The following is a 24,118-nucleotide window of genomic DNA, read 5'->3' on the forward strand; positions in this document are numbered from 1 at the left end:
GGTATGAGTGAACACGCACGCCAAATCCCCGCGGTCGGGCCGGCCGGTGGCCGGTCCGGCCGCGCCGAGCCGCGCCGCGGACCAGCCGGCCCTGCGGTGCGGGTCGCGGTGCTGGGTGCGCGTGGACAGATGGGGCAGGAGGCCGTTAAGGCGGTCGCCGCCGCGCCGGATCTGGAGCTGGTCGCCTCGCTGGGCCGCAGCGACGCGCTGGAGACACTGCTGACTGCGGATGCACAGATCGTCATCGATCTGACCGTCCCGGATTCCACCGAGACCAACGTCAGGTTCGCCGTCGAACACGGCATCCACGCCGTCGTTGGCACCACGGGGTGGACCGATGAAAAACTGCAGGCGCTGCGCTCCCTGCTGGCGGAGCATCCGAAGACCGGCGTGCTGATTGCACCGAATTTTGCCGTCGGCTCCGTGCTGGCGGGCAGATTTGCCGCCACCGCCGCCAAATACTTTGACTCGGTGGAGATCATCGAGCTGCACCATCCCCGCAAGGTTGATGCCCCTTCCGGGACGGCACTACGCACGGCGCAGCTGATCGCCGCAGCCCGCGCAGAGGCTTGCATGCCGCCGTCGCCGGATGCGACCGAAACCGCGCTCGACGGCGCCCGCGGGGCTACGGTGGCCGGCATCCCGGTGCACAGCGTGCGGCTGGCTGGCTTGACCGCGCACCAGGAGGTGCTCCTGGGCGGATTCGGCGAACAGCTGACGATCCGCCACGACTCGTTTACGCAGGCCTCGTTCATGCCCGGTGTCCTGCTCGGTGTGCGTACCGTCGCATCCCGTCCGGGCCTGACCATTGGACTCGACGGTTATCTGGACCTGGAGGCCTAGGAATGTCAAAAACAAAAATCTGGGTCGGGCTGATCTGCCTGCTGCTGGTCTTTTATCTGGTGATTATGGTCCAGCGCGCCTTCCTGCTCCTCGCGGACCCCAACCTGACCTCCAAGGGCCTTGGGGCCGCTTATCTGGTGCTGCCGATGGTGGGCGCGTGGGCCCTGATCCGCGAACTGCTCTTCGGCTCGCGGATGGAACGACTGGCAAAAATCCTGGAAGCCGAGGGCGGTCTGCCGGTGGATGAGCTGCCGCGCACGCCCGGTGGCCGGATTGTCCGTGCGGCCGCGGACGCAGAATTTGCGAAGTACCAGTTGGAGGCGGAAGCGGCACCGGAGAACTGGCGTTCCTGGTTTCGGCTTTCCTGCGCCTACGATGCGGCCGGGGACAGGACGCGGGCGCGCAAGACCATGCGTGCGGCCATCACCATGTTTCGCGCCGCTCCGGCCGCTGCAGGCCGCTGACCGCGGCAGCGCGCGCGCTGTGCGTACAGGAGCAGGGCTAAGCTTTTGCCATGTCCGACCAGCCCCTGCCATCCCGTCGCCAGCTGCTGCTGGTGTCTGCTGCAGCGCTGCTGACGGCTGGCTGCGAGGGCCGTGCCAGCGCTCCGTCAAGTGCGCCGCAGAGCCCATCCGGCCCGGTTCCGAGCTCCGGTGGCCCGGTGCAGAGCTCCGCCACGAACGCCGCCGGTCCGCCGGACTGGCCGTCGCTGGCGTCCGGGCTCAAGGGCACGCTGACGCTGCCGGACTCCAGCGCTGAGAACGCCGACCGCTACAACTCGCTGCGGCTGACCGAGAACCCGCGCTTCGATGCGGCCATGCCCCTTGCCGTGCTCTCGGCCGCGGCTGAGGAAGACGTCGCCGCTGCGGTGCAATTCGCCGTGCGGGAAAGGGTGCCGCTGGCGGTGCGCTCCGGCGGTCACGGCTACCGCGGATACTCCGCCGGTGGGGCGCCCGGAACGGGAATTGCTCCTTCGCTGGTGCTGGACACGCGCCCGCTGGCTGGAATCACCGTGGCCGCCGATGGCACCGCGACCATTGGCGCCGGTGCATCGCTGGTGTCGGTCTACGCCGCACTCGCCAATGCCGGCCGGGCGTTGGCCGCTGGATCCTGCCCCACAGTGGGAATAACCGGTCTGGCCTTGGGCGGCGGTGTCGGCGTGCTGACCAGGGCCTATGGCCTGACCTGCGACGCGTTGACAGGCGTTCGGCTTGTCACCGCTGACGGCCGGATCCGCACGGCCGACGCCAACAATGAGCCGGATCTGTTCTGGGCCTGCCGCGGTGGCGGCGGCGGCCTGCTGGGCGTGGTGACATCGCTGTCCTTCGCCACGCAACCGGCTCCGGTGATCAGTACCGTGTATTTACAGTGGGATTACGCCGTCGCGGCGGCGGTTATCCAAGCCTGGCAGAACTGGGCGCCGCAGGCCGACACCCGCCTCTGGTCGACGCTGAAACTGCTCGGCGGCAGCAACCACGCCGAGCCCTTGGTCCAGCTTTCCGGCACGTGGACGGGACCGGCGGCGGAACTGGACGCGCAGTTCGCGCCGCTGCACGCCGCCGTCGGCAGCTATCCACTTCTCACCCGCCCTGTCCTGAACCGCAGCTACCTCGACGTGATGCTCGGGTATGCCGGCTGTGCATCAACGCCGGTGGACCAATGTCACACCGGAACCGGCGGTGCGCTGCAGCGCGGTGCATTCAGCGGCACCTCGCATGTTCCCTACCGCATGCTCGACGCCGGCGGGGTAGCTGCGCTGTTGGCGCGCGTGCAGGCGGCATCGGCCGTGCCTGGGCTGGTCGAAGGCGGGGTCTCACTCGACGCCCTGGGCGGCGCGGTAGCCAAGGCGGCCCCGGACGCGACCGCGTTTGTCCACCGCCAAGCCCTGGCCACCGTCCAGTACACCGCAACGTATGCCAGCGGCGTTGACCCGGCGCCGTTCGACGCGTATGTCCGCGGAAGCCGCGCCGCCATGGTTCCCTCGTGGGGCAATGGCGCCTACGTTAACTATGCGGACGCAAGTATCCCGGACTCCGCTGCCGCCTATTTCGGTGTCAATGCCGGCCGGCTCAAGGAGATCAAGGCGACTGTTGATCCGGACAACCTCTTCAACCTGCCGCAAGGGTATTAGCAGCAGGGCAACTAATCCGTACCTGCCGACTCGCTGACGTGCGATGGCGTTCGCCGCCGTCATAATTGATCGACTTTAGCGTGTCCGCTTGCCGCGGTGTGGGCGCGTTGCTTCAGACCGCGGACGGAACGGGTAACGTTTTAGCCATGGCTGAGTCTGATACGCGCAATTATCCCTTTGGAACGCTGGTGACCGCGATGGTTACTCCCTTTACCGCAGACGGTGCGGTGGACTATCAGCAGGCCGCCGAGCTGGCCGGCAGGCTCGTGGACGACGGGTGCGACGGACTCGTTGTCACCGGGACAACGGGTGAAACGTCAACGTTGACAGATGAAGAAAACCTAGGCATGTTCGAGGCTGTCGTGGGCGCAGTCGGTGGCCGTGCCAAGGTGATCGCCGGGACCGGTACCAACGACACCCGCCACTCAATCAGCCTTTCCCAGCGTGCCGCTGCGTTGGGGGTGGACGGACTGCTGCTGGTCACGCCCTATTACAACAAGCCCAGCCAGGGAGGAATCCAGGCGCACTTTGAGGCCGTGGCGGACTCGACGGAGCTTCCGGTGATGCTGTACGACATTCCCGGCCGCAGCGGCGTCCCCATCGCCACAGAAACGATTATCCGGCTGGCGGATCACCGGCGGATCCTTGCGCTCAAGGATGCGAAGTCGGATTTTTCCGCTACGACGCGGGTGCTGGCCAATACCGATCTAGACGTGTATTCGGGCGACGACGGCCTGACGCTGCCGTGGATGGCCGCCGGCGCCGTCGGACTCGTCAGCGTTTCCGCACACGTTGCTACGAAGAAATTCCGCGCCCTCATTGATGCCGCGCATGCCGGCGACTTTGCCACTGCCCGGATCCTGCACTTTGAGCTGGATCCGGTGGTGCGTGCCGTAATGACCCATATTCAAGGTGCCGTTTCCACCAAGCAGATTCTCAAGTGGCAGGGCGTGCTGCCCAACTCGATGGTTCGGCTGCCGCTGCTGGAACCGGGCCAGGCCGAGATCGACGTAATTAAGGCCGATCTGGCAGAAGCCGGAATAGCGCTTTGATTCCCGGTTGATCCGGCGATGATCATTTTGCGTGGCTGGGCAGAGGGCATTGATCTGCCGAAGCCGGACTGCACTAATGCCAATGTCCGCGCCAGTGTTTATTCCGGCGGCACTTCAGGGCGCAGGGCGGGCGCTCCTTGCTGCCGGCCGGTGCATCTGTTCCCGGCACCTTCCACACGGCCTGGGGAAATGCCCGGAATTGCAGTGATTCACAGGTACTATGGCGGATATGGCGACTAGAACTTCCCCCGCCCGCCCGTCTGCCGGCCGTTCGGGCGGTACCTCCGGGCGCTCCCCGAAGTCCACCAACCGGCCGGCCTCATCGGACAAGCAACCGGGCACGCAACCGAGGGCACAGCCGCGCACAAAAGCACCCGACCCCGAGCCGGAAATCCGTCCCATCTGGCCGGCGCGGCTCATCGCCGCCTGCTGGCAGGGAATCGGACACCTCCTCGGCGGTGTCACCCGCAGAATGGGGCGGGATCTGAGCGCGCTGCCGCCGGAGGAACGCCGTGACGGAAGCGGTCTGTTCTTTGTGCTGCTTGCCGCTTTCATCGCGACCTTCGAGTGGTGGGGGCTGACAGGCGGGTTCGTTGATGGGGTGCACGGTGTCCTGCGCGGAACGTTCGGCTGGTTCGCCGTGGTCCTTCCGCCGATGCTGCTGATCTTCGCCATCCGGGTCTTCCGCCGGCCGGCGGATGTGCGGGGAAACAATCGCGTTGCCATTGGCTTTAGCCTGCTCACGCTCGCCGGAACGAGCCTGGCCCATGTAGGGGGCGGCATGCCGGGGCCGGGCGGCGACTTCGCCGGTCTGCAGGCCGCCGGCGGCATGCTCGGCTTCCTGGCCGGCGGCCTGTTGGCCGGGGTCAATGTCTGGTTGGCCGTGGCCGTCTGGTCGGTACTGGCGTTTGTCAGTGTGCTGATTCTGACGGCTACCCCGTTCCGGGCGATTCCGATGCGGTTGCGCGCGCTGTACGAGGCCCTGATGGGGCAGTATCCGGACGAGGCGGCAATGGATGCCGCAGGACATGATCAGAGCTACCTCTATGACGAGGACGGCCAGGCATCCGGACGGGACACCGAGGCCCGCGTCGGCCGGAAAAAGGGCAAGGGGCTGTTCGGGCGCAAACGCGGGGCCGACGATGGCGCGCTGCTGGACGGTTATGTCGGCGACGAGGCGTTTGAGCGTGCGCTGATTGACGACGACGGCACGCATCCTGCGCCGTCCGCCGGCGCTGTTCCGGCACGGGCCGAGCCTGCGGTGGCTCCGGGCGTCCGCCGCCCCACCCAGGCCGAAATCGCGGCCGACAAGATCAAGGCCCGACAGGGGCTGGCCACCAGCACGGATGCCGCTCCGGTGACGGAAGCCATTTCCACCGTGGCTTCGGGTATCGGCGGCGCGGGCTCTACGTCCACGGGGTCCGGTGCTGCAGCAACCGTGGCTGCACCGACGGTTCCGGTGCTGTCCCGGGTTCCGGCTCCGCAGCCGCCGATTCCGCAGCGCACCGAACAGCTCTCGCTGGCCGGGGACGTCACCTACACGCTGCCCGATGCCGAATTGCTGGCTCCCGGCACGCCGCCGAAGGAACGCTCCGAAGCCAATGACGCCGTCGTCGCCGCCCTGACCGACACGCTGACGCAATTTAACGTGGACGCGCAGGTAACCGGCTTCTCCCGCGGGCCCACCGTGACCCGATATGAGATAGAGCTCGGTTCCGGCACCAAGGTCGAGCGCGTCACACAGCTGTCCAAGAACATTTCCTACGCGGTTGCCAGTGCCGATGTCCGCATCCTCTCGCCCATCCCCGGCAAGTCCGCCATCGGTATCGAAATCCCCAACACGGACCGCGAAACCGTGTCGCTGGGGGACGTGCTGCGGAGCCAGAACGCGCGCCGCAATGAGCATCCCATGGTGATGGGCGTCGGCAAGGACGTGGAAGGCGGCTTCGTGGTGGCCAACCTCGCCAAGATGCCGCACCTTCTGGTGGCCGGAGCCACCGGGGCCGGCAAGTCCTCGTTTGTGAACTCGATGATTACCTCCATCCTGATGCGGGCCACCCCGGATGAGGTGCGGATGGTAATGGTGGACCCCAAGCGCGTGGAACTGACCGCGTACGAGGGCGTCCCGCACCTGATCACGCCCATCATCACCAACCCGAAGAAGGCCGCCGAGGCACTGCAGTGGGTGGTCCGGGAAATGGACACCCGCTACGACGATCTCTCCAATTACGGCTTCAAGCACATCGACGACTTCAACAAGGCCGTGCGCGCCGGCAAGGTGCACCCGCCGGTTGATTCCAAGCGCGTCGTCAAGCCGTACCCGTATCTGCTGATCATTGTGGACGAGCTCGCGGACCTGATGATGGTCGCCCCGCGCGACGTCGAGGATTCGATTGTCCGCATCACCCAGCTGGCCCGCGCCGCCGGGATCCACCTGGTGCTGGCTACCCAACGTCCCTCCGTTGACGTGGTGACCGGTCTGATTAAGGCCAACGTCCCGTCCCGGATGGCGTTCGCCACGTCCTCGGTGACGGATTCCCGCGTCGTCCTGGACCAGCCCGGTGCGGAGAAGCTGATCGGTCAGGGAGATGCGCTCTTCCTGCCGATGGGCGCCTCCAAGGCCATCCGGGTGCAGGGCGCCTGGGTCACGGAATCGGAAATCCACCAGGTCGTGGAACATGTGAAGGGGCAGCTGAAGGCGGTCTACCGCCAGGATGTTGCGGTAGAGGCGCCGAAGAAACAAATCGACGACGACATCGGCGACGATCTGGACGTCCTGCTGCAGGCCACGGAGTTGGTGGTGACCACACAGTTTGGCTCCACCTCGATGCTGCAGCGCAAGCTCCGCGTCGGTTTTGCCAAGGCGGGCCGGCTGATGGATCTGCTCGAATCCAGGGGAGTAGTGGGGCCCTCCGAAGGTTCCAAGGCCCGCGACGTGCTGGTCAAGCCCGATGACCTCGCGGCTACTTTGTCGGCATTGCGCGGGGATGACGCTGCGGCGCAGGCCCCGGTGAGTCCCTCCACAGCTGCACTGGCGGAGAACGCCAATGCCAATCACGGCTACGGCGGCGATCTGGTGGCGGATGACCTTGCCGCCCGCACACACGCGGTGGAGTACTACGATGGCGCAGATGTGCCATCCGGGGAGGACGACGACGGCGACAGCGACGCTTGGTCCCTGACCGGGCGTTGAGGGGCGGCGTCGCGCGGCGGCGGCTGAACGTGGCACGTCCCGGGGCCTCGCGCGAACGGTCGCTAACTGTCGTTTTAGTAGTCGTTTTAGCGTCGGGATAACGGCAGATAGTGACCGTTGGGCAATGGCGTGCCCGCCGGCGGGCCCCTCGGCGGGTAGCGGCTCCCGCCTCCCACCGGCCAAAGGCCGCCGGCGGGCCCCTCGGCGGGTAGCGGCTCCCGCCTCCCACCGGCCAAAGGCCGCCGGCGGGCCCCTCGGCGGGTAGCGGCTCCCGCCTCCCACCGGCCAAAGGCCGCCGGCGGGCCCCTCGGCGGGTAGCCTTAGGTGGTGAGCGAATCGACCGCGCCGGCCGCGCAGCTATGGAACCTGCCTAACATCCTGACGATGTTGCGGATTGTGCTGGTGCCGTTCTTCATCTGGTTCCTGCTCGCGGATAACGGTGCGGAGGGGATCTGGCGCTGGGTTGCCGTCCTGGCGTTCGCCGTCGCCATTTACACGGACAAGCTGGACGGCGACATCGCCCGCAAACGCGGGCAGGTGACCGACTTCGGAAAAATCGCCGACCCGATTGCTGACAAACTCCTGATTGGCTCGGCGCTGATAATTCTTTCGGCGCTCCAGGAGCTGCCGTGGTGGGTGACCATCCTGATGCTGGTCCGCGAAGTGGGCATCACCGTGTTGCGGTTCGTAGTGATCCGGTACGGCGTCATTCCGGCATCGCGTGGCGGAAAGCTCAAGACGGTGCTGCAGACAGCGGCAATTTTCCTTTATCTTCTGCCGCTGAGCACGGTCGCGCCGTGGCTTGGCATCATTGCTTTGATCGTCATTCTCGTCGCACTGTTGGTTACCTTGGTCACCGGCGTTGACTACATCGTTCAGGCCATCCGGTTGCGGGCGGCAGTAAAGGCGGGGCCTTCGTGATTATTTTGGATCTTCCGCGGATTATTGCCGATGCGACAGCCGCCGGGCTGAGCGTGGCGACGGCAGAGTCGCTCACCGGCGGGATGGTCGCCGCAGCGCTGGTCCAGGTTCCGGGAGCATCGGCCATGCTACTGGGCGGGGTCATCGCATACCAGAATTCGGTGAAGTCCTCGGTCCTCGGCGTCAGCGCCGGGCTATTGGAAAGCTCCGGGGCCGTTGATCCTGAAGTGGCCCGGGAAATGGCGCTGGGAGCATGCCGGATCACCGGTGCCCGAGTGGGCGTAGCCACCACCGGGGTCGCCGGTCCGGAACCGCACGGCGGAAAGTCAGTAGGTAGTGTTTACATCGGTATAGCGCTCGACGGTGTAGCGCAGGCCTACGAGTACCACTTTGCGGGCGTGCGCTCCGACGTCCGGCAGCAGGCGTGTGATGAAGCGCTGTCCTTGCTGCAGCAGGTGGTGGCCCAGGTCCGGGAACAAAACCCGTAACCCAATAGTTAGTCATAATGAAAGCGGGCAGGGAGTTCCGGTCTTAGGATTGGATGACCAACCTGCCGACACGGCAACCGGGCAACGCCGGTCGTCGTACCGAACAAAGAGGGAGCAAGGCGATACAGATGGTGAAGCAACCCGTATCCATAAACGGCGTGGTGCGCTGGCGGGATGTGGGTTTGACCGAGGCAAAGCACGAGCAGAAGGAGCGCAAGATGGTTGTTTTACGCCATGAGATCGGTGATGTCTTGCGCGACGTCCGTCAACGCCAGGGTCGTACCCTCCGTGAAGTCTCACATAACGCGCGTGTCTCGCTGGGGTACCTCAGCGAAGTTGAACGTGGGCAGAAGGAAGCGTCCTCCGAGCTGCTGTCCTCTATCTGTTCGGCCCTTGAGGTACCACTGTCACTGATGCTCCGGGAGGTCAGCGACAGACTGGCCATAGCCGAGGGCGTCTCGATTCCGGATACCGTTCCGCAGGAGTTCTCTGCCCGCTATGGCAGGGATCTGGGCGAGGAAATTTCCGATGAACTGAGCAAGGATCTAGTGTCCAACGCGTTCTAGTCTTGTAGTACTTGAGTTGGAAGGGCCCGACACCGCTGGTGCCGGGCCCTTCCGCGCGTGCACTGACATTGACACAATGGGGAGATGGAAAAGCTCAGCAGTGCGCAGATCATCAACGCCGGTCTGGCCGATTGGCGCAAGCTCGCCCGGGCGCTGCATGGTCGGTTTCTGACCGGAGATTTTGCCGGCGGTCTGGCGTTCGTCACGGCTGTGGCCGAGGCCGCCGAGGAGGCTAACCATCATCCGGATGTGACGCTGACATATCCGTGGGTGGATTTAAAGCTGATCAGCCATGACGCGGGCGGACTCACCCAACGGGACCTGAATCTCGCCGGCCGGATCAGCGAAATTGCCCGGGAGCGGGGCATCGCTGCGGAGCCGAGGGCCGTTACCGGGCTCGAGCTCGCGTTGGACACCGCCGACCTCGCCGCCGTCGGACCTTTTTGGGCCGCCGTACTCGCCGGCAGCCCGGCTGCACTCCAGGGTGACGACGTTGTCGATCCCACTGGCCAGTTGCCCTTGCTTTGGTTCCAGCACACGGACGCAGACGAGACTCCCCGTCAGCGCTTCCACCTTGACCTGTGGATCCCGCCGGATGTGGCGGACGAGCGCATCCGTACCGCGGTAGCCGCAGGTGGCCGCGTAGTCGATGATTCCCAAGCGCCGGCCTTTACTGTCCTGGCTGATCCGGAAGGCAACAAGGTGTGCGTCTGTACATTCCTCGATCGGTGAAGCACCGGCCATCCACGCGGCAATAGCCGCACGGCACGCTAGTGTGGTTCCTGCGGTTCCCCGGCTGCTTCTTTGCGTGCGTCTTTAGCAAGGCGGACCGGAAAGTCCTGGCCGTAGTCATCATTGAGCTTGGACATCAGCTCGGCGAGATCCAGCAGCTGGCCACGGGACCAGTGCTGCAGCTGGGAACGAAAGGCTTCTTTGCGGGCCGCATGGACGGCACGCATCCGTTCGGCCCCCCTTTCGGTCAGTAAAATCGCCTGGGACCGCCCGTCCAGCGGGTCGGCTTCCTTGCGGACCAGTCCGATGGTTTCCAAAAAAGCCACCTGCCGGCTGACCGAGGGTTTCCCCACACCGATGCATGCCGCGAGATCGGTCAGCCGCATGGAACCTTCGCGGACCAAAATTGTCAGAAGGCCGTAAGCGGCAGGTTCCAGCTCCGGATGAACGCTGCGGGAGAGGTTGAGGGAAATCGAGCGGGCACGGCGCCACAGCAGTGTTAATTGGCGTTCGACGGCGTCAACGGCGTCGTCGTCGCCGGCTTCGGCTATCGCTTGGGTCTGCAGGACGTCCGCCGGAACGGCGGCGGCATTGGGATGCGGGCCAGAGGCTGAAGCAGTCATTTATTCATTGTAGGTTGGGGGACCGTGAGAGACTCTACGGGTGCGGATAAGCGATTTTTGGCGTTTGATGGATGACGAATTCGGCGCGGGCTATTCCCGCGTGCTCGCGGGCGATCTGGTATTGAGCGAGGCGGGTGGCCGCAGCGCACAGGAGGCACTGCAGGCGGGGCTCGATCCCCGCTTGGTATGGCAGGCGGTCTGTCAGATGCAGGATGTGCCGCCCGAGCGTCGATTGGGCAAAGACACCCCGGCGACGTGACACGCCGCCTTTCATACTCGAATATCTGTTCGTATACGGATATCATGTAGACAGTGACTATGGCACGCATTCCATTCGGTTGTTGTCCACACCCGGGAGCTTCCCGCTCAAAATGTCGGTGGCCTGGACTAGCGTCGTAATTGACGGATATGGCAAAACCAGAAATGGCAAAAAAGGAAAGACCGAGGTGAATCATGGCAGCTCCGGCAGACCGTGAAAAAGCACTGCAAGCAGCACTGGCGCAGATTGACAAGCAGTTCGGCAAGGGATCGATCATGCGGCTGGGGGACGAGGTCCGCGTTCCGATCGAGACCATTCCAACCGGCTCCATCGCCCTGGACATCGCCCTGGGCATCGGCGGTCTGCCTCGCGGGCGGATAGTGGAGATCTACGGGCCCGAGTCCTCGGGTAAGACCACCGTTGCGCTGCATGCCGTGGCCAACGCGCAGAAACTCGGCGGAATTGCCGCCTTCATCGATGCCGAACACGCCCTGGACCCTGACTACGCTGCCAAGCTGGGCGTGGACGTCGATGCGCTTCTCGTTTCGCAGCCGGACACCGGGGAGCAGGCCCTGGAAATCATGGACATGCTGATCGGCTCCGGGTCGCTGGATATTGTTGTCATCGACTCGGTGGCGGCGCTGGTACCACGGGCCGAAATTGAAGGTGATATGGGTGACAGCCATGTGGGCCTGCAGGCCCGCCTGATGAGCCAGGCCCTGCGCAAGATCACCGGACGGCTGAGCCAGACCAAGACCACCGCTATTTTCATCAACCAGCTGCGTGAAAAGATAGGGGTCTTCTTCGGCAGCCCGGAAACCACCACCGGCGGCAAGGCGTTGAAGTTCTACGCCTCCATTCGCATCGATGTACGCCGGATACAGACCCTGAAGGAAGGCTCGGATGCGGTGGGTAACCGCACGAAGGCCAAGATCGTCAAAAACAAGATGGCGCCGCCGTTCAAGATCGCCGAATTCGACATTATCTATGGCCAGGGCATTTCCCGCGAGGGTGGCATCATCGACATGGGCGTAGAGCACGGCATTATCAAAAAATCCGGTTCCTGGTTCACTTATGACGGTGATCAGCTCGGACAAGGCATGGAGAACTCCCGCCGGTTCCTGCGGGATAATCCGGAACTGACCGAAGAGCTGGAACGGCTGATCAAGGAAAAGCTGGGCGTCGGTGTCAAGCCGGAGGCCGCCGATGAGGCCGAACCCAAGCTCAAAGCCGTCGACGGCTTTTAGGCGCGCGAGTGTCCGCTAACCGGGGGCATGCCGAAATGGACCCGGATGCGGATCCGGCCGCCGTGGCGCGGACGATCGTGCTGCGGCAGCTGACGGGTTCGGCCAAGAGCCGGCTGCAATTGGCCGACAAACTCACCGAGCGTAACGTCCCCAAGGACGTCGCGGATGCGGTGTTGGACCGGTTTGAAGAAGTGCATTTGGTTGATGACGCCGAATTCGCCCGGATGTGGGTCCGCAGCCGTGCGCAGACGCGTTCCTTGACCCGCAGTGCTCTTCGGCGGGAGCTGACGCAGAAGGGTATTTCGGGGGACTGCGCTGAGCAGGCGCTCGAACAATTATCCGACGATGACGAACACCGCTCGGCGGCTGCGCTGGTTCGCCGAAAGCTCCGCCCTCAGATGGCGCTTGGGGGCCGGGGGGAACGGGACAAATATGTCCGCCGACTGGTCGCCATGCTCGCGCGCAAGGGTTATGCGCCCGGTCTGGCGTTCGGCATTGTGACCGCGGAAATTGATGCTTACCTGGAGCAGTTACAGGAGAGCTGACAGCGGCTGCGGGAAACCAGTGCAACCTGCGGTTATGCTGGTCGGATTATGTTCATGTTCCCCATGCGGTTGAGAGTTATGAGTACAGCGGCCCTGCTGGCCGCTGTACTGCTGTACGGTGCCGTAGTTCCGGTCGCATTGGCCGGACCGGCGAGCGCCGATGAGGCGACTCCACCGAGCGGATTTCCGTCCTGGCAGGATGTGCAGACGGCGAAACAAAACGAATCCTCCAAGGCGTCCGAAATCACGCGGATCAACACGCTGCTGGACGGGCTGCAGGGGCAGGCAGATCAGCTCGGTAATGCCGCCGTTAAGGCCGGCGCCAGTTATGCCGAGGCCAAAGCCGGGCTGGACGTTGCCGGCGCGAAGGTGGATCTGCTGGCCGCACAGGCGCAAAGTGCCGGAGCGGTCGTGGGGCACTATAAAAAGGAAGCCGGTGCACTGGCTGCGCAGAGTTACAAATCCGGCGGCTCAAGCCTTGGCCTGTTTGCCTCCCTTGATGCGCTGGGAAGCAAGGACGGTCTGCAGCGTCTGGGTGTTTTGGGTATTGTCACCGACAGGGCTACCGCTCTCTACAACAAGTCCATGGTGGCTCAGGGGACGGCCACGTCGCTGGCCGATCAGGAAAAGGCGGCGAGGGCCGAGCGGGAGCGGCTCGCCGGCGAAGCCCAGCACAAGCTGGATGACGCCGTGGCGGCGCGGGCAGCCGTGGAGGCTCAGGTTGTTAGCCAGCAACAGCAAAGCGGGCAACTGGTAGCTGCGCTGGCGTCCCTGAAGGATTCCACGGTTGCCACCGAAGATCAGTACCGCAAGGGCCAGGTGGCCATGGCGGTTTATGAAGCGGCGCAGCAGGCCAAGCGGGCGGCAGCCGAGGAGCAGGCCCGGCAAGCGGCCGCCGCCGCAGCTGCTGCCACGCAACAAGGAACCAGAGGCGCCGGTGGGAGCCCTGCGGGGACCGCAGGCTCCGGCTCGCCTCAGGCGCCGGGTTCCGGCACCTCAGGACCTGCTGAGGGAGAAGGCTCCGGCGGTGGTGGGTACATTCCCGTGGACGTGTTACTGCCGAACATTCCGGGGAACCAGGTCAATGATCCTGCGGCGGCGAAGGCCTACGCCTCGGCCCGGCTGGGGGCGAACGGCTGGGGGCAGGATCAGTTCCCGTGCCTGGTGCAGCTGTGGATCCAAGAGTCCAGCTGGTTGACCAATGCGACTAATCAGTCCAGCGGCGCCTATGGCATTGCCCAGGCACTGCTGCCGAGCAAGTATGGTTCGCAAGGCAGCGATTGGCTGACCAGCTACCGGACGCAAATCGACTGGGGCCTGGGGTATATCCGGGATAGATATGGTTCCCCCTGCGGTGCCTGGGACCATGAGGTCTCGCACAATTGGTACTAGCAGAAGTCACCGGTTAACGACCACCACCGTGCAGGTCTTAAGCTGGTGGGGTGAGTTTGACCATTTCCGGCGTTGAAAATTCCGCCACCGACACCATGACCCGTCCGCGTACCTACCAGGTGCGCACCTTCGGTTGTCAGATGAACGTCCACGATTCCGAGCGGATGGCTGGTCTGCTTGAGGCGACGGGCCTGGTCGAAGCGGCGGGCGGCCCAGCAGACGGCCACTTCGAAAACTATGCGGACGTCGTTGTCTTTAATACCTGTGCTGTGCGTGAGAACGCTGACAACAAGCTCTACGGGAGCCTGGGGATGCTCGCGCCGGTCAAGAAGGCGCATCCGGGCATGCAAATTGCGGTGGGCGGCTGTCTGGCGCAAAAGGACCGCGAGACCATCCTGAAGCGTGCGCCCTGGGTGGACGTGGTGTTCGGGACCCACAATGTGGGCTCCCTGCCGGTTTTGCTGGAGCGCGCCCGGCATAATGACGATGCTCAGCTGGAGATTCTGGAGTCGTTGGACGTCTTCCCCTCCACCCTTCCGGTCAAGCGCGATTCGGTTTACGCCGGCTGGGTCAGCATTTCGGTGGGCTGCAATAACACCTGCACGTTCTGCATCGTGCCCTCGCTCCGCGGGAAGGAGCGTGACCGCCGTCCGGGCGAAATCCTGGCCGAGATCCAGGCGCTGGTGGACGACGGCGTCATTGAAGTGACCCTGCTGGGCCAGAACGTCAACTCCTACGGCGTTGAATTTGGTGACCGGCAGGCTTTCAGCAAACTGCTGCGCGCCTGTGGCGGGATCAGCGGACTGGAACGAGTCCGTTTCACCAGCCCGCACCCCGCGGCCTTCACCGATGACGTGATTGACGCGATGGCGCAGACACCGAACGTCATGCCGCAGCTGCATATGCCGCTGCAGTCGGGCTCGGACAAGGTACTAAAAGACATGCGGCGTTCCTACCGGTCCGCAAAATTCCTGGGCATCCTGGACCGGGTCCGGGAGCGAATTCCACACGCGGCAATTTCCACCGACATCATTGTCGGTTTCCCCGGCGAGACCGAGGAGGATTTTCAGGCGACCCTCGACGTGGTGGAACGATCCAGGTTTGCCACCGCGTTCACTTTTCAGTACTCCAAGCGGCCGGGCACACCGGCAGCGGAGCTGCCCGACCAATTGCCCAAGGCCGTCGTCCAGGAACGATTTGAACGTCTCACGGCGCTGCAGGACAGAATAGCCGCCGAGGAGAACGCACGCCAGATCGGGCGCACTGTTGAAGTCATGGTGACGGCTCAGTCCGGACGCAAGGCGGCACAGACCCGCCGCCTCTCCGGCCGTGCCCAGGACCAGCGCCTGGTGCACTTCACCGTCCCCGACGGCGGCACTGTGCCGCGGCCGGGCGATCTGGTTACGGTGACTATCACCTCGGCCGCGGCCTTCCATCTGGTTGCTGACCCTGAAGCTGGCTCAGACTACAGCGTCCGCCGCTCCAGCGCCGGCGATGCCTGGGACCGCTCGCAGGCCGGATCCTGCGGGACACCGTCCGCGGGGCAAGCAGGGCAATCAGGGCACACCGGTTCCACGGGACCGCGCAGGGCTGTCGCTCTTGGCATGCCCGCACTCCCGGCACCGCTGGTCGGATAGGCGTGCCCGCGCACCGGCCCGTCGTCGCCGTCGTCGGCCCTACCGGGTCGGGGAAGTCGGACCTTGCGGTCGCGGTCGCACTTGAGTTGGACGGCGAAATCGTCAATGCAGACTCGATGCAGTTTTACCGCGGCATGGATATTGGAACGGCGAAAATGCGCCTGTCCGAGCGTTGTGGCGTGCCGCACCATCTGCTGGACATTCTGCAGGTCCGTGAAGAGGCCAGCGTGGCTGACTTCCAGCGGCTGGCCCGTGCCGTCATTGCGGACATCCACCGGCGGGGCAAGACACCCATCCTGGTCGGCGGTTCCGGGCTTTATGTCCGGGCGGCCGTGGATGTGCTGGAGTTTCCCGGTACGGATCCGGCGATCCGGCTGCGGCTGGAGCACGAACTGGTGGAACAGGGATTCGAGCCGCTGTTGGAGCGCCTGCACAAGGTGGATCCCGTCTCTGCGGGCAGGATAGGCGATGGCAGGCGCGTGGTTCGTGCGCTGGAGGTCCACGAACTCACCGGCAGGACGTTTAGTTCATTCATGCCTGAACGGGTCTATTTTCAGCCAACCGTCCAGATCGGGCTCAGCGTGGAGCGTCCTGTCCTGTACCGCAGGTTGGAGGAACGCGTTGCCCGGATGGTTCAGGCGGGACTGGCCGCTGAGGTCGCGGGGCTGGATCGGGACGGCCTGCGGGAAGGCAAAACTGCCTCCCGTGCGCTGGGCTACCAACAGTTCCTGCGCATGCTCGACGGCGACGCGACGGTAGGGCAGGCCAGCGCGGAAACGGTGGCGGCAACAAGGCAGTTTGCCCGCCGCCAGCTGACCTGGTTCCGCGCCGATCCCCGGATCAGCTGGTTCGACAGTGACGCTGCAGGTCTGCTGCCGGCAGTGCTGGCCCAGGTTGCACTGACGTAGGGTTAATAGATGACAAATGATCCACAGGCGCCCGGATTACCGGGCCTCACGGGCCTCACGTTCGCGAAGGGCCACGGCACGGGCAATGACTTCGTCATAATCGCCGACCCGGATGGCCTACTGGACATGCCGGCAGGTCACGTCGCCGCGCTGTGCGATCGGCACCGCGGGATCGGTGCGGACGGGCTGATTCGTGCGGTGCGTTCGGAAGCGCTTGCCGAGGGGCGGGCGCTGCTGGCCGGGGAGCCGGAGGCGCAGTGGTTCATGGACTATCGCAATTCGGACGGCTCCGTTTCCGAAATGTGCGGTAATGGCGTTCGGGTCTTTGTTGAATTTCTGCTGTCCCGGAAGCTGATTTCGCTTTCCATCGGGCAGACTCTGACCATTGCCACCCGTGGGGGTGCCAAGATCGTCCTCCGCACGGCGGGTGGTTATGCGGTGGACATGGGACCGTGGAGTTTCATCCAACCGGGGCAGGCGGACGCCCGCGGGATGGATTCGCTCGTCACGGCCGGCGGCCTGGACGTGGCCCGTCCGGGCATCTCGATCAGCATGGGTAACCCCCATACCGTGGTCGCGTTGGCCCACGTCGATGAACTCGCGGCTGCGGATCTGACCAAAGCGCCCCTCGTGGATCCGCTGCCGAAGAATGGAACGAACGTGGAGTTGGCCGTCCCGGCCGATCCGCTGGTCGTCGACGGCGTCGGCGTTATTGCCATGCGCGTCCACGAGCGGGGAGTGGGGGAGACCCTCTCCTGCGGTACCGGCGCCTGCGCAGCCGCTGTGGCGACCCGCTTCTGGGCGGGCGCGACGGCACCGGATGTGTGGCGGGTTAGCGTTCCCGGCGGCGACTTAGGCGTCCGGTTCCTTCCCGGTGCCGATGGGACAGAGCACGTCGAGCTCAGCGGACCGGCAGTTATCGTGGCCACCGGAACCATCAGCTAGGACTTGACATGCGGTGCAGTAAATATTCTGCACTAATTATTTTCCTGTTTCCCTATGTTCCCAGTTTCCGTCGGTCCGGGATATTTCCAGAATACGGAACGTCTTTGCCGTGCTGTGCCGGTCGACGCCGAGGGTGGGAAACTCCGCGGTAAGCCAGCGCTGCAGGGAGTCCGCTCCAAGGTTCTTCTGCACCACCAGATACGCCAACCCGCCGGGAGCGAGCCGCGGCAGCCAGAGGCGGAGCAACGCATGCAATTCGTCTTTTCCGACCCGAATCGGCGGATTGGACCAGATTGTATTAAAAGTCAACAGCGGGTCCACCTCCCCGGGGAGGCTGGCGGTTACATTGGACAGACCCAGCGTGTCCGCGTTGTCGCGGGTCAGCGACACGGAGCGTTCGTTGATGTCTACTGCAAAAACCCGCGCCCCGGGGGAACGTAGGGCCAGCGTCAATGCCACCGGACCCCAGCCGCAGCCAATGTCCAAAAGATTGCCCTGCTCCGCGGGAGCCGGAGCGTGCGCCAATAGCATGGCCGTTCCCTTGTCTATGGCGTCCGGGCTGAAGATGCCGGCCGCGGTGGTCAGCTGCCGTTTCTGACCACTAAGGATCACCTGAAGTGGCCGCCGTTTTTCCGGCCCTGCCGGTTGCGCGCTGAAATAATGATCCGAGCCCATAGTCCGTCACGTTAGTGTGCTGGAGCCGGAAACGGAATCCGACTCAGGACTCGTCCGCCGCGCGCATAATTCTCCAGAGCACTGCACGGAGCACTGGTAGAGTAACTACATGAACTTTGTGTGATTAGACTGTCTCCGCCCCGACCGCCGGTGTGGGCGGTACGCAAGGCACTGTCAAGGGCTCACCGGGCCATTGCGTTCAACGTCGATTGATCCGCGGCCTCGCCGGCTGGCCCGCCATTGTTTGGGCAGCCGCCCCGTAATCCATATTCCCATCCGGCACGCGCCGAAGTTTCCTTCCGTGAGCAACCCTGACGATGAACAAAATCCGGGCCGCCTGCGTGCCGGCGATTAATGATGTCGACGATTAATGAGCAGGACCACTAATAAAGGACAAAAATTCAGGGCTACCGCCCCATGCAACCGGCCCGGGCCCTCGAGACGCAGATGTCTCTGGACCGGACTACGATATTAAACATCACACTCTGAAGGAGACTATGACCCACGCTAACCCGGCCTCCGGCCAGGATGATATCCGCCCAGACGGAACCGGCGCAGATGAAGCCGGTACCTCCGGGGATGGTCAGGACATGTCTGCCGCGGACATCCAGGCTGTTATTGACCGGATCCTGGCCAAGGACGCCGGGATGACCGCGCACTCTGGTGCCCGCGCGGTCAGCACCAATTTGAGTAAGGCGCAGGCAATCTCTGCTCTGGAACGCGAACATGGCTCGTATGACGGCGATCAAGAGGATCTGCAGGACCGTCGCGCCCTGCGACGCGTCGCCGGGCTCTCCACCGAGCTGGAAGACGTTACCGAGGTCGAATACCGCCAGTTGCGGTTGGAGCGGGTGGTATTGGCAGGACTGTGGACCGAAGGGACGCTCGCCGACGCGGAAAACTCGCTGCGTGAACTGGCCGCGCTGGCCGAGACGGCCGGTTCAGAGGTTTTGGACGGCATTGTCCAGCGGCGGATGAAGCCTGACCCCGGCACCTATTTGGGATCCGGCAAGGCGCAGGAACTCAAGGACATTGTTGCCGCGACAGGGGCTGACACAGTCGTAGTCGACGGCGAGCTGGCGCCGTCGCAGCGCCGCTCACTGGAGGACATCGTATTGGTGAAGGTGATCGACAGGACCGCGCTGATCCTGGACATCTTCGCCCAACATGCCAAGTCCCGCGAGGGCAAGGCACAGGTGGAATTGGCTCAAATGGAATACCTGCTGCCGCGGCTGCGCGGCTGGGGTGAATCCATGTCCCGGCAAGCGGGCGGCCGGATCGGTGCCGCCGGTGGCGGAATCGGTGCCCGCGGTCCGGGTGAGACGAAGATCGAGCTGGACCGTCGGCGGATCAGGACAAGGATGGCGAAACTGCGGCGGGAAATTGCCGCCATGAAACCGGCGCGCGATACGAAGCGGGCCAACCGCCGTCGTAATTCCGTGCCTTCCGTGGCCATCGCCGGCTACACAAATGCCGGTAAGTCCTCCCTGCTAAACCGACTCACCAACGCTGGAGCCCTGGTGGAAAATGCCCTGTTTGCCACGTTGGATCCAACAGTCCGCAAGGCGGAAACGGCGGACGGGCTGGGGTACACCTTGGCCGATACCGTCGGGTTTGTCCGGTCCTTACCGACCCAACTGGTCGAGGCTTTCCGCTCGACGCTGGAGGAAGTTGCGGATTCGGACCTGATTTTGCATATCGTGGATGCGTCCCATCCCGATCCGGAGGGCCAGATCGCAGCCGTACGCCAGGTGTTCAGTGAAGTGGATGCGCGGAAGATTCCGGAAATTATTGTCCTGAACAAGGCCGATGCCGCTGACCCTTTTGTGATCGAGCGGCTCCGTCAGCGTGAGCCGCGCAACGTCGTTGTTTCAGCGCGCACGGGTCAAGGCATTGACGAACTCCTCGCTGCCATCAGCGAGGCGATCCCGCGCCCCGAAGTGAAGCTGGAGCTGCTGATCCCCTATGACAGGGGGGACCTGATCAGCAAACTACACGAATCCGATGCAGAAATCCTCGCTCTTGACCACGGTGAGTCCGGAACGCACGCGAGCGTGAAGGTGCGGGCGGGACTGGCCGCGGAATTGGAGCCCTTTGTCCTCCATGGCTAAGGCTTCGGTTCGGATAGGTGACACCGGTCAGCCTACTGAAATTGTCCGGACAGGCGAGGCCAGGGGGGCAGCTGAGGCAGGGGTGGAACTGCAGGGTTCTGCCGGTGAACAATTCGCTTTTGGGCTCCTGGATGCGGCGGTGGAATCGATGGGCGGCCAACGCCGGGACGGGCAGCATGAAATGGTCCGGCAGGTGGTCAGGTCAATCCAGACCGGTGACCACCTGCTGGTACAGGCCGGTACCGGGACCGGAAAGTCGCTGGCCTACCTGATTCCGCTCATTGCCCATGCGCTCCAGAGCAACAAGCCGTCACTGGTCTCCACCGCCACATTGGCACTGCAGGCGCAGATTGTCAGCCGCGATCTACCACGTCTGCTCGAGTCCATTTCCGGGATGCTGCCGCGGCCGGTGAAGGTGGCGTTAGTGAAGGGCCGCAGTAACTACGTCTGCAGGCACAAGCTGCAGGGTGGCTTTCCTTCCGAGGAACCATCCGAAGGCCAGCTGTTCGCCCTCGGGGAGGACACCAGCGTAGTTCACCCTGCCGGGGCTTCCTCGGGACCGGGCAGCCAACTGGGCCGCGAGGTAGTCCGGCTTCGGGATTGGGCAGAGGAAACCGAAACGGGGGATCGGGACGAACTCACCCCCGGTGTCAGTGACCGCGCTTGGCGTCAGGTATCGGTGACGTCGATGGAGTGCTTGGGTGCGCAGAAATGCCCTCTGGCCTTGGAGTGTTTCAGCGAACTGGCGAAGGTCCGCGGCGCGGAGGCGGACCTGATCGTGACCAACCACGCGATGCTGGCCATCAGCGCCTTTGAAGGTCTTGCCGTCCTGCCGGAGTATGACGTCGTCGTCGTCGACGAGGCCCACGAGTTGCAGGACAGGGTCACCGGCGCGGTCAGCGGCCAGCTCTCCGTCCAAATGATTCACGTTGCGGCGTCCAGCGCCCGCAAGAACACGGGCATCTCGGCCGAAGCACTCAATTCCGCTGCAACGTATCTTGAAGCCGCCATTGACGGTTTGCCGTCCGGTTTGCTGGCTTCCGGACTGAATGAAGCGCAACTAATGGCCCTCGACCAAGTGCGGGACGCATGTCGAACGGCGCTGTCGGATTCGAAGGCCGACTCCGGCAATGCAGCCGACGGCGGACGGCAGATGGCGCGTTCACGCATTACCCTGATTCTGGAGTTGGCCGAGCGGCTGCTGGTAGCGCGCGCGGCCGGTGAAGTCGTCTGGATCTCCCGCCCCAGCGGGTTTACTCCGCAGCAGGGGTATTCCCCGCCCGACGAGTCTGCTCCTGCCCTGATCAACATTGCCCCGCTCAGCGTCGCCGACAAGTTGCGCGAGGGGCTCTTCGCCGAGCACACGGTGGTGTTGACCTCGGCAACGTTGGCTATCGGTGCCGCCTTTGATCCCGCCGCGGCCGGCTTGGGGTTGCTTGGGCCCGGGGCCCCGAGCTGGAACGGGGCGGACGTTGGATCTCCGTTCAATTACGCCAAACAGGGAATGCTCTATGTGGCGGCGCATTTGGCCAAACCGGAGCGCGGAACTTCAGCCGAGCAGCTTGACGAGCTGGAGGCACTGATCTGTGCCTCTGGAGGCGGTGCCTTGTGCCTGTTCTCGTCCCGCCGCGCTGCCGAGGATGCAGCCGACGCGCTTCGGCCGCGGTTGGCTGTCGACGTACTGTGCCAGGGCGAGTCGTCGATGGCAGCACTGGTTAAGCAATTTGCCGCGGAACCGGACACCTGTCTGTTCGGCACCATGTCGCTGTGGCAGGGTGTTGACGTTCAGGGTGCTTCCTGCCGTTTGGTGGTGATCGACCGGATCCCGTTTCCCCGCCCGGATGATCCGCTGATGACTGCGCGCTCGCGGGCGATCGCGAAGGCCGGCGGCAACGGCTTTATGTCAGTTTCCGCCACGCACGCGGCGATCCGGCTTGCGCAGGGGGCCGGCCGGCTGATCCGTTCCTCCACCGACCGGGGCGTGGTGGCGGTGTTGGATTCGCGCCTCGCCACGGCCCGTTACGGCGGATTCCTGCGGGCCGCGCTGCCACCGTTCTGGCCAACCACCGATCGTGCACTGGTGATGAGCGCACTGGAGCGCCTGCGGCACGAAAAGGAAACGGCGCAGTAAGTCAGGAACGGCGCAGTACGTCAGGAACGGTGCAGTACGTCAGGAACGGTGCAGGCGAAAGCGGCCCGGTACGGCTGTCCCCGCCGGAGTATCCTGCGAGCGTCGGTACTGAGCCGCCTGCGGATGGCGTTGGTCTAGATGGACCGCAGCACGCTAACGACCCGGCCCATTATGGTGGCGTGATCGCCCATGATCGGCTCGTATCGGGTGTTTTGCGGCAGTAGCCAGGTGTGTCCATCGCGCTGGCGGAACGTCTTGATGGTCGCCTCGTCGTCGAGGAGGGCGGCCACGATGTCGCCATTAATTGCATTCGCCTGTTGCCGGACCACCACCCAGTCTCCGTCGCAGATCGCTGCGTCGACCATTGAGTCGCCGCTGACCTTGAGCATGAACAGCTCGCCGTGGCCTACCAGTTGCCGGGGCAGCGGCATGATGTCCTCAACCACCTGGTCAGCCAGGATCGGGCCACCGGCGGCAATCCGGCCAACCAGCGGCACCAGGGCAGTGTCCGAGGAGCTGCTCAGTTCCGCCATGTTGAGGCCGCTGGCACTGCGAAGCTGATCCGGCGCCGGCACTCCTTCGATTTCTACCTTGCCGTTGTCAAGCGTCAAAGGGATCAGGACTTCCATGGCCCGCGGTCGCTTGGCATCCCGGCGAAGATAACCCTGTTTCTCCAGCTGCGCCAGCTGATGAGTGACGCTGGAAAGACTTGCCAGGCCTACGGCGTCGCCGATCTCCCGCATTGAGGGCGGATAGCCCTTGTCGCTGATCGAACGCTGGATGCATTCGAGGATCTTCTTCTGACGCACGGTCAGGCCTTTGAAGCCGGCGCGGCTGGCGCTGTTCCCGCTGTGGAGAATGAATTCCGGAGCTGACATGACGTGCTGTCCCTTTCATGAACGAACTGCGGGCCCAGTGGGCGATTAATGTCAGTGGGCTCTGATGGACTCTTCCTGTGACCGAATCCTGCTACCAATCTAGGGCAGTTTTACCCGTATTTCAAACATATGTTCTAGCGAGTCTTGTCAGGCATCGTCACTTAGTGCTACAACAGATAAATACAGTTTCGAATACGTGTTCTAGACAGCTTCTCCCACCAGAAACAGCCTTCGTGACCGGCACGGTCGGTACATCGAGGCCTGCCCAGGAAAGCGGCATCAGGGGAGTTGCGCCGCACCGGAACTTCGTACCGTGAAAGGTGAAGACCATGAACGCCACACCAGTATTTGATTTCGCAGCAGCCCGGATAGAGCGCACGGGGGCTGCCGCGCACATAGTTCGTTCGGCTCAGGTGTCCCGGACGCCGCAATCGGACCACACCGCCGGTGCCGTCCACAACGCCGGTGCCGTCCGCCCGGCCGGCCGGGCGCCGCTGCGGCTAACCCGGCGGGGGCGCTTCGTGCTCGTGGGCGTGCCGCTGATGCTGGCCGCCATCGTGGTGCTGGTACTGGCAGGGTTTTTCACCGCACCGGCCCAGGCATCGGTCGGTTCCGGTTCGGTGGGTGTCCATGCAGCTACGGTGACCGTTCTCGCGGGCCAGACCCTGTGGAGCATCGCGTCGACGGCTGATTCGAACCGTGATCCCCGGGACGTCGTGGCGGACCTCGTGGAGCTCAATAACCTCTCCAACTCAGTTCTCCAGCCGGGCCAGCAACTCTTCGTTCCGCTGCCGGGCTGAGCGATTGTGACTGCTGTGGTTCGACCCCGAGTGCGGGGACG

22 protein-coding genes are annotated in these 24,118 nt (G+C 64.1%); 19 read left to right on the forward strand and 3 right to left on the reverse strand.

Annotation, left to right across the window (positions count from 1 at the left end; translation table 11 throughout):
• Positions 1-3 precede the first annotated feature (3 nt).
• The 9 genes from dapB to IV500_RS07880 all read left to right on the forward strand — a co-directional run bounded on the left by dapB (position 4) and on the right by IV500_RS07880 (position 9,926).
• Positions 4-843, forward strand: coding sequence for a 4-hydroxy-tetrahydrodipicolinate reductase (gene dapB / locus IV500_RS07840; RefSeq protein ID WP_196396241.1), 840 nt, complete (start codon positions 4-6; stop codon positions 841-843).
• 2 nt (positions 844-845) lie between these two features.
• Positions 846-1,307 carry a hypothetical protein gene (locus IV500_RS07845; RefSeq protein WP_196396242.1) on the forward strand — a complete coding sequence of 154 codons (462 nt, stop codon included), beginning with the start codon at positions 846-848 and terminating at the stop codon, positions 1,305-1,307.
• 50 nt (positions 1,308-1,357) lie between these two features.
• Positions 1,358-2,974: an FAD-binding oxidoreductase gene (locus tag IV500_RS07850; protein WP_196396243.1), complete on the forward strand. Its 1,617-nt coding sequence runs from the start codon at positions 1,358-1,360 to the stop codon at positions 2,972-2,974.
• 146 nt (positions 2,975-3,120) lie between these two features.
• Complete coding sequence (gene dapA, locus IV500_RS07855; protein ID WP_196396244.1) at positions 3,121-4,026, forward strand: 4-hydroxy-tetrahydrodipicolinate synthase; 906 nt, start codon at positions 3,121-3,123, stop codon at positions 4,024-4,026.
• 229 nt (positions 4,027-4,255) lie between these two features.
• A complete protein-coding gene (locus tag IV500_RS07860) occupies positions 4,256-7,219 on the forward strand; it encodes an FtsK/SpoIIIE family DNA translocase (RefSeq protein ID WP_196396245.1) in 2,964 nt (987 codons plus the stop codon).
• 327 nt (positions 7,220-7,546) lie between these two features.
• On the forward strand, positions 7,547-8,140 hold the full coding sequence (gene pgsA / locus IV500_RS07865; protein WP_312875863.1) for a CDP-diacylglycerol--glycerol-3-phosphate 3-phosphatidyltransferase: 594 nt from the start codon (positions 7,547-7,549) through the stop codon (positions 8,138-8,140).
• Entirely contained in the window at positions 8,137-8,628 is a 492-nt protein-coding gene (locus IV500_RS07870; protein ID WP_196396246.1) for a CinA family protein, read from the forward strand. The genes pgsA and IV500_RS07870 overlap by 4 nt, the downstream gene beginning before the upstream one ends.
• A 128-nt stretch (positions 8,629-8,756) precedes the next feature.
• Complete coding sequence (locus IV500_RS07875) at positions 8,757-9,194, forward strand: helix-turn-helix domain-containing protein (protein WP_196396247.1); 438 nt, start codon at positions 8,757-8,759, stop codon at positions 9,192-9,194.
• A gap of 84 nt (positions 9,195-9,278) precedes the next feature.
• The gene (locus IV500_RS07880; RefSeq protein WP_196396248.1) at positions 9,279-9,926 is read left to right on the forward strand and encodes a 4a-hydroxytetrahydrobiopterin dehydratase; all 648 of its coding nucleotides are present in this window, start codon (positions 9,279-9,281) and stop codon (positions 9,924-9,926) included.
• 38 nt (positions 9,927-9,964) lie between these two features.
• On the opposite strand, the gene IV500_RS07885 is transcribed toward IV500_RS07880, so the two are convergent.
• Positions 9,965-10,549: a MarR family winged helix-turn-helix transcriptional regulator gene (locus tag IV500_RS07885; RefSeq protein ID WP_196396249.1), complete on the reverse strand. Its 585-nt coding sequence runs from the start codon at positions 10,547-10,549 to the stop codon at positions 9,965-9,967.
• 40 nt (positions 10,550-10,589) lie between these two features.
• On the opposite strand from IV500_RS07885, the gene IV500_RS07890 reads away from it, so the two are divergent.
• The 7 genes from IV500_RS07890 (at position 10,590) to dapF (ending at position 17,482) form a co-directional block, all read left to right on the forward strand.
• Entirely contained in the window at positions 10,590-10,808 is a 219-nt protein-coding gene (locus IV500_RS07890; protein WP_196396250.1) for a DUF3046 domain-containing protein, read from the forward strand.
• Positions 10,809-11,002: 194 nt separating this feature from the next.
• Complete coding sequence (gene recA, locus IV500_RS07895) at positions 11,003-12,055, forward strand: recombinase RecA (RefSeq protein ID WP_196396251.1); 1,053 nt, start codon at positions 11,003-11,005, stop codon at positions 12,053-12,055.
• A gap of 35 nt (positions 12,056-12,090) precedes the next feature.
• On the forward strand, positions 12,091-12,600 hold the full coding sequence (locus tag IV500_RS07900; RefSeq protein ID WP_196396337.1) for a regulatory protein RecX: 510 nt from the start codon (positions 12,091-12,093) through the stop codon (positions 12,598-12,600).
• 78 nt (positions 12,601-12,678) lie between these two features.
• On the forward strand, positions 12,679-13,992 hold the full coding sequence (locus IV500_RS07905; RefSeq protein WP_230854654.1) for a coiled-coil domain-containing protein: 1,314 nt from the start codon (positions 12,679-12,681) through the stop codon (positions 13,990-13,992).
• A 95-nt stretch (positions 13,993-14,087) separates the two neighbouring features.
• On the forward strand, positions 14,088-15,629 hold the full coding sequence (miaB, locus tag IV500_RS07910) for a tRNA (N6-isopentenyl adenosine(37)-C2)-methylthiotransferase MiaB (RefSeq protein WP_230854690.1): 1,542 nt from the start codon (positions 14,088-14,090) through the stop codon (positions 15,627-15,629).
• Between the two features lie 2 nt (positions 15,630-15,631).
• On the forward strand, positions 15,632-16,537 hold the full coding sequence (gene miaA, locus IV500_RS07915) for a tRNA (adenosine(37)-N6)-dimethylallyltransferase MiaA (protein WP_312875864.1): 906 nt from the start codon (positions 15,632-15,634) through the stop codon (positions 16,535-16,537).
• 9 nt (positions 16,538-16,546) lie between these two features.
• Positions 16,547-17,482 (forward strand): diaminopimelate epimerase, encoded by a 936-nt coding sequence (dapF, locus tag IV500_RS07920; protein ID WP_196396254.1) that lies wholly within the window; start codon positions 16,547-16,549, stop codon positions 17,480-17,482.
• A 36-nt stretch (positions 17,483-17,518) separates the two neighbouring features.
• On the opposite strand, the gene IV500_RS07925 is transcribed toward dapF, so the two are convergent.
• Entirely contained in the window at positions 17,519-18,157 is a 639-nt protein-coding gene (locus IV500_RS07925; RefSeq protein ID WP_196396255.1) for a class I SAM-dependent methyltransferase, read from the reverse strand.
• A gap of 590 nt (positions 18,158-18,747) precedes the next feature.
• On the opposite strand from IV500_RS07925, the gene hflX reads away from it, so the two are divergent.
• Together hflX and IV500_RS07935 are read left to right on the forward strand one after the other, a co-directional pair.
• Positions 18,748-20,268, forward strand: coding sequence for a GTPase HflX (hflX, locus tag IV500_RS07930; protein WP_230854691.1), 1,521 nt, complete (start codon positions 18,748-18,750; stop codon positions 20,266-20,268).
• Positions 20,261-22,399, forward strand: a complete 2,139-nt coding sequence (locus IV500_RS07935; RefSeq protein WP_196396257.1) for an ATP-dependent DNA helicase — start codon at positions 20,261-20,263, stop codon at positions 22,397-22,399. The genes hflX and IV500_RS07935 overlap by 8 nt, the downstream gene beginning before the upstream one ends.
• Positions 22,400-22,533: 134 nt before the next feature.
• Here IV500_RS07935 and lexA read toward each other — a convergent pair whose 3' ends face one another.
• Positions 22,534-23,277: a transcriptional repressor LexA gene (lexA, locus tag IV500_RS07940; protein WP_196396258.1), complete on the reverse strand. Its 744-nt coding sequence runs from the start codon at positions 23,275-23,277 to the stop codon at positions 22,534-22,536.
• A 329-nt stretch (positions 23,278-23,606) separates the two neighbouring features.
• Between lexA and IV500_RS07945 the strand changes: the two genes are divergently transcribed.
• On the forward strand, positions 23,607-24,077 hold the full coding sequence (locus tag IV500_RS07945) for a LysM peptidoglycan-binding domain-containing protein (RefSeq protein ID WP_196396259.1): 471 nt from the start codon (positions 23,607-23,609) through the stop codon (positions 24,075-24,077).
• Positions 24,078-24,118 lie beyond the last annotated feature (41 nt).

Source organism: Arthrobacter terrae (assembly GCF_015708085.1).
GTDB classification, from domain to species: Bacteria; Actinomycetota; Actinomycetes; order Actinomycetales; family Micrococcaceae; genus Arthrobacter_M; species Arthrobacter_M terrae.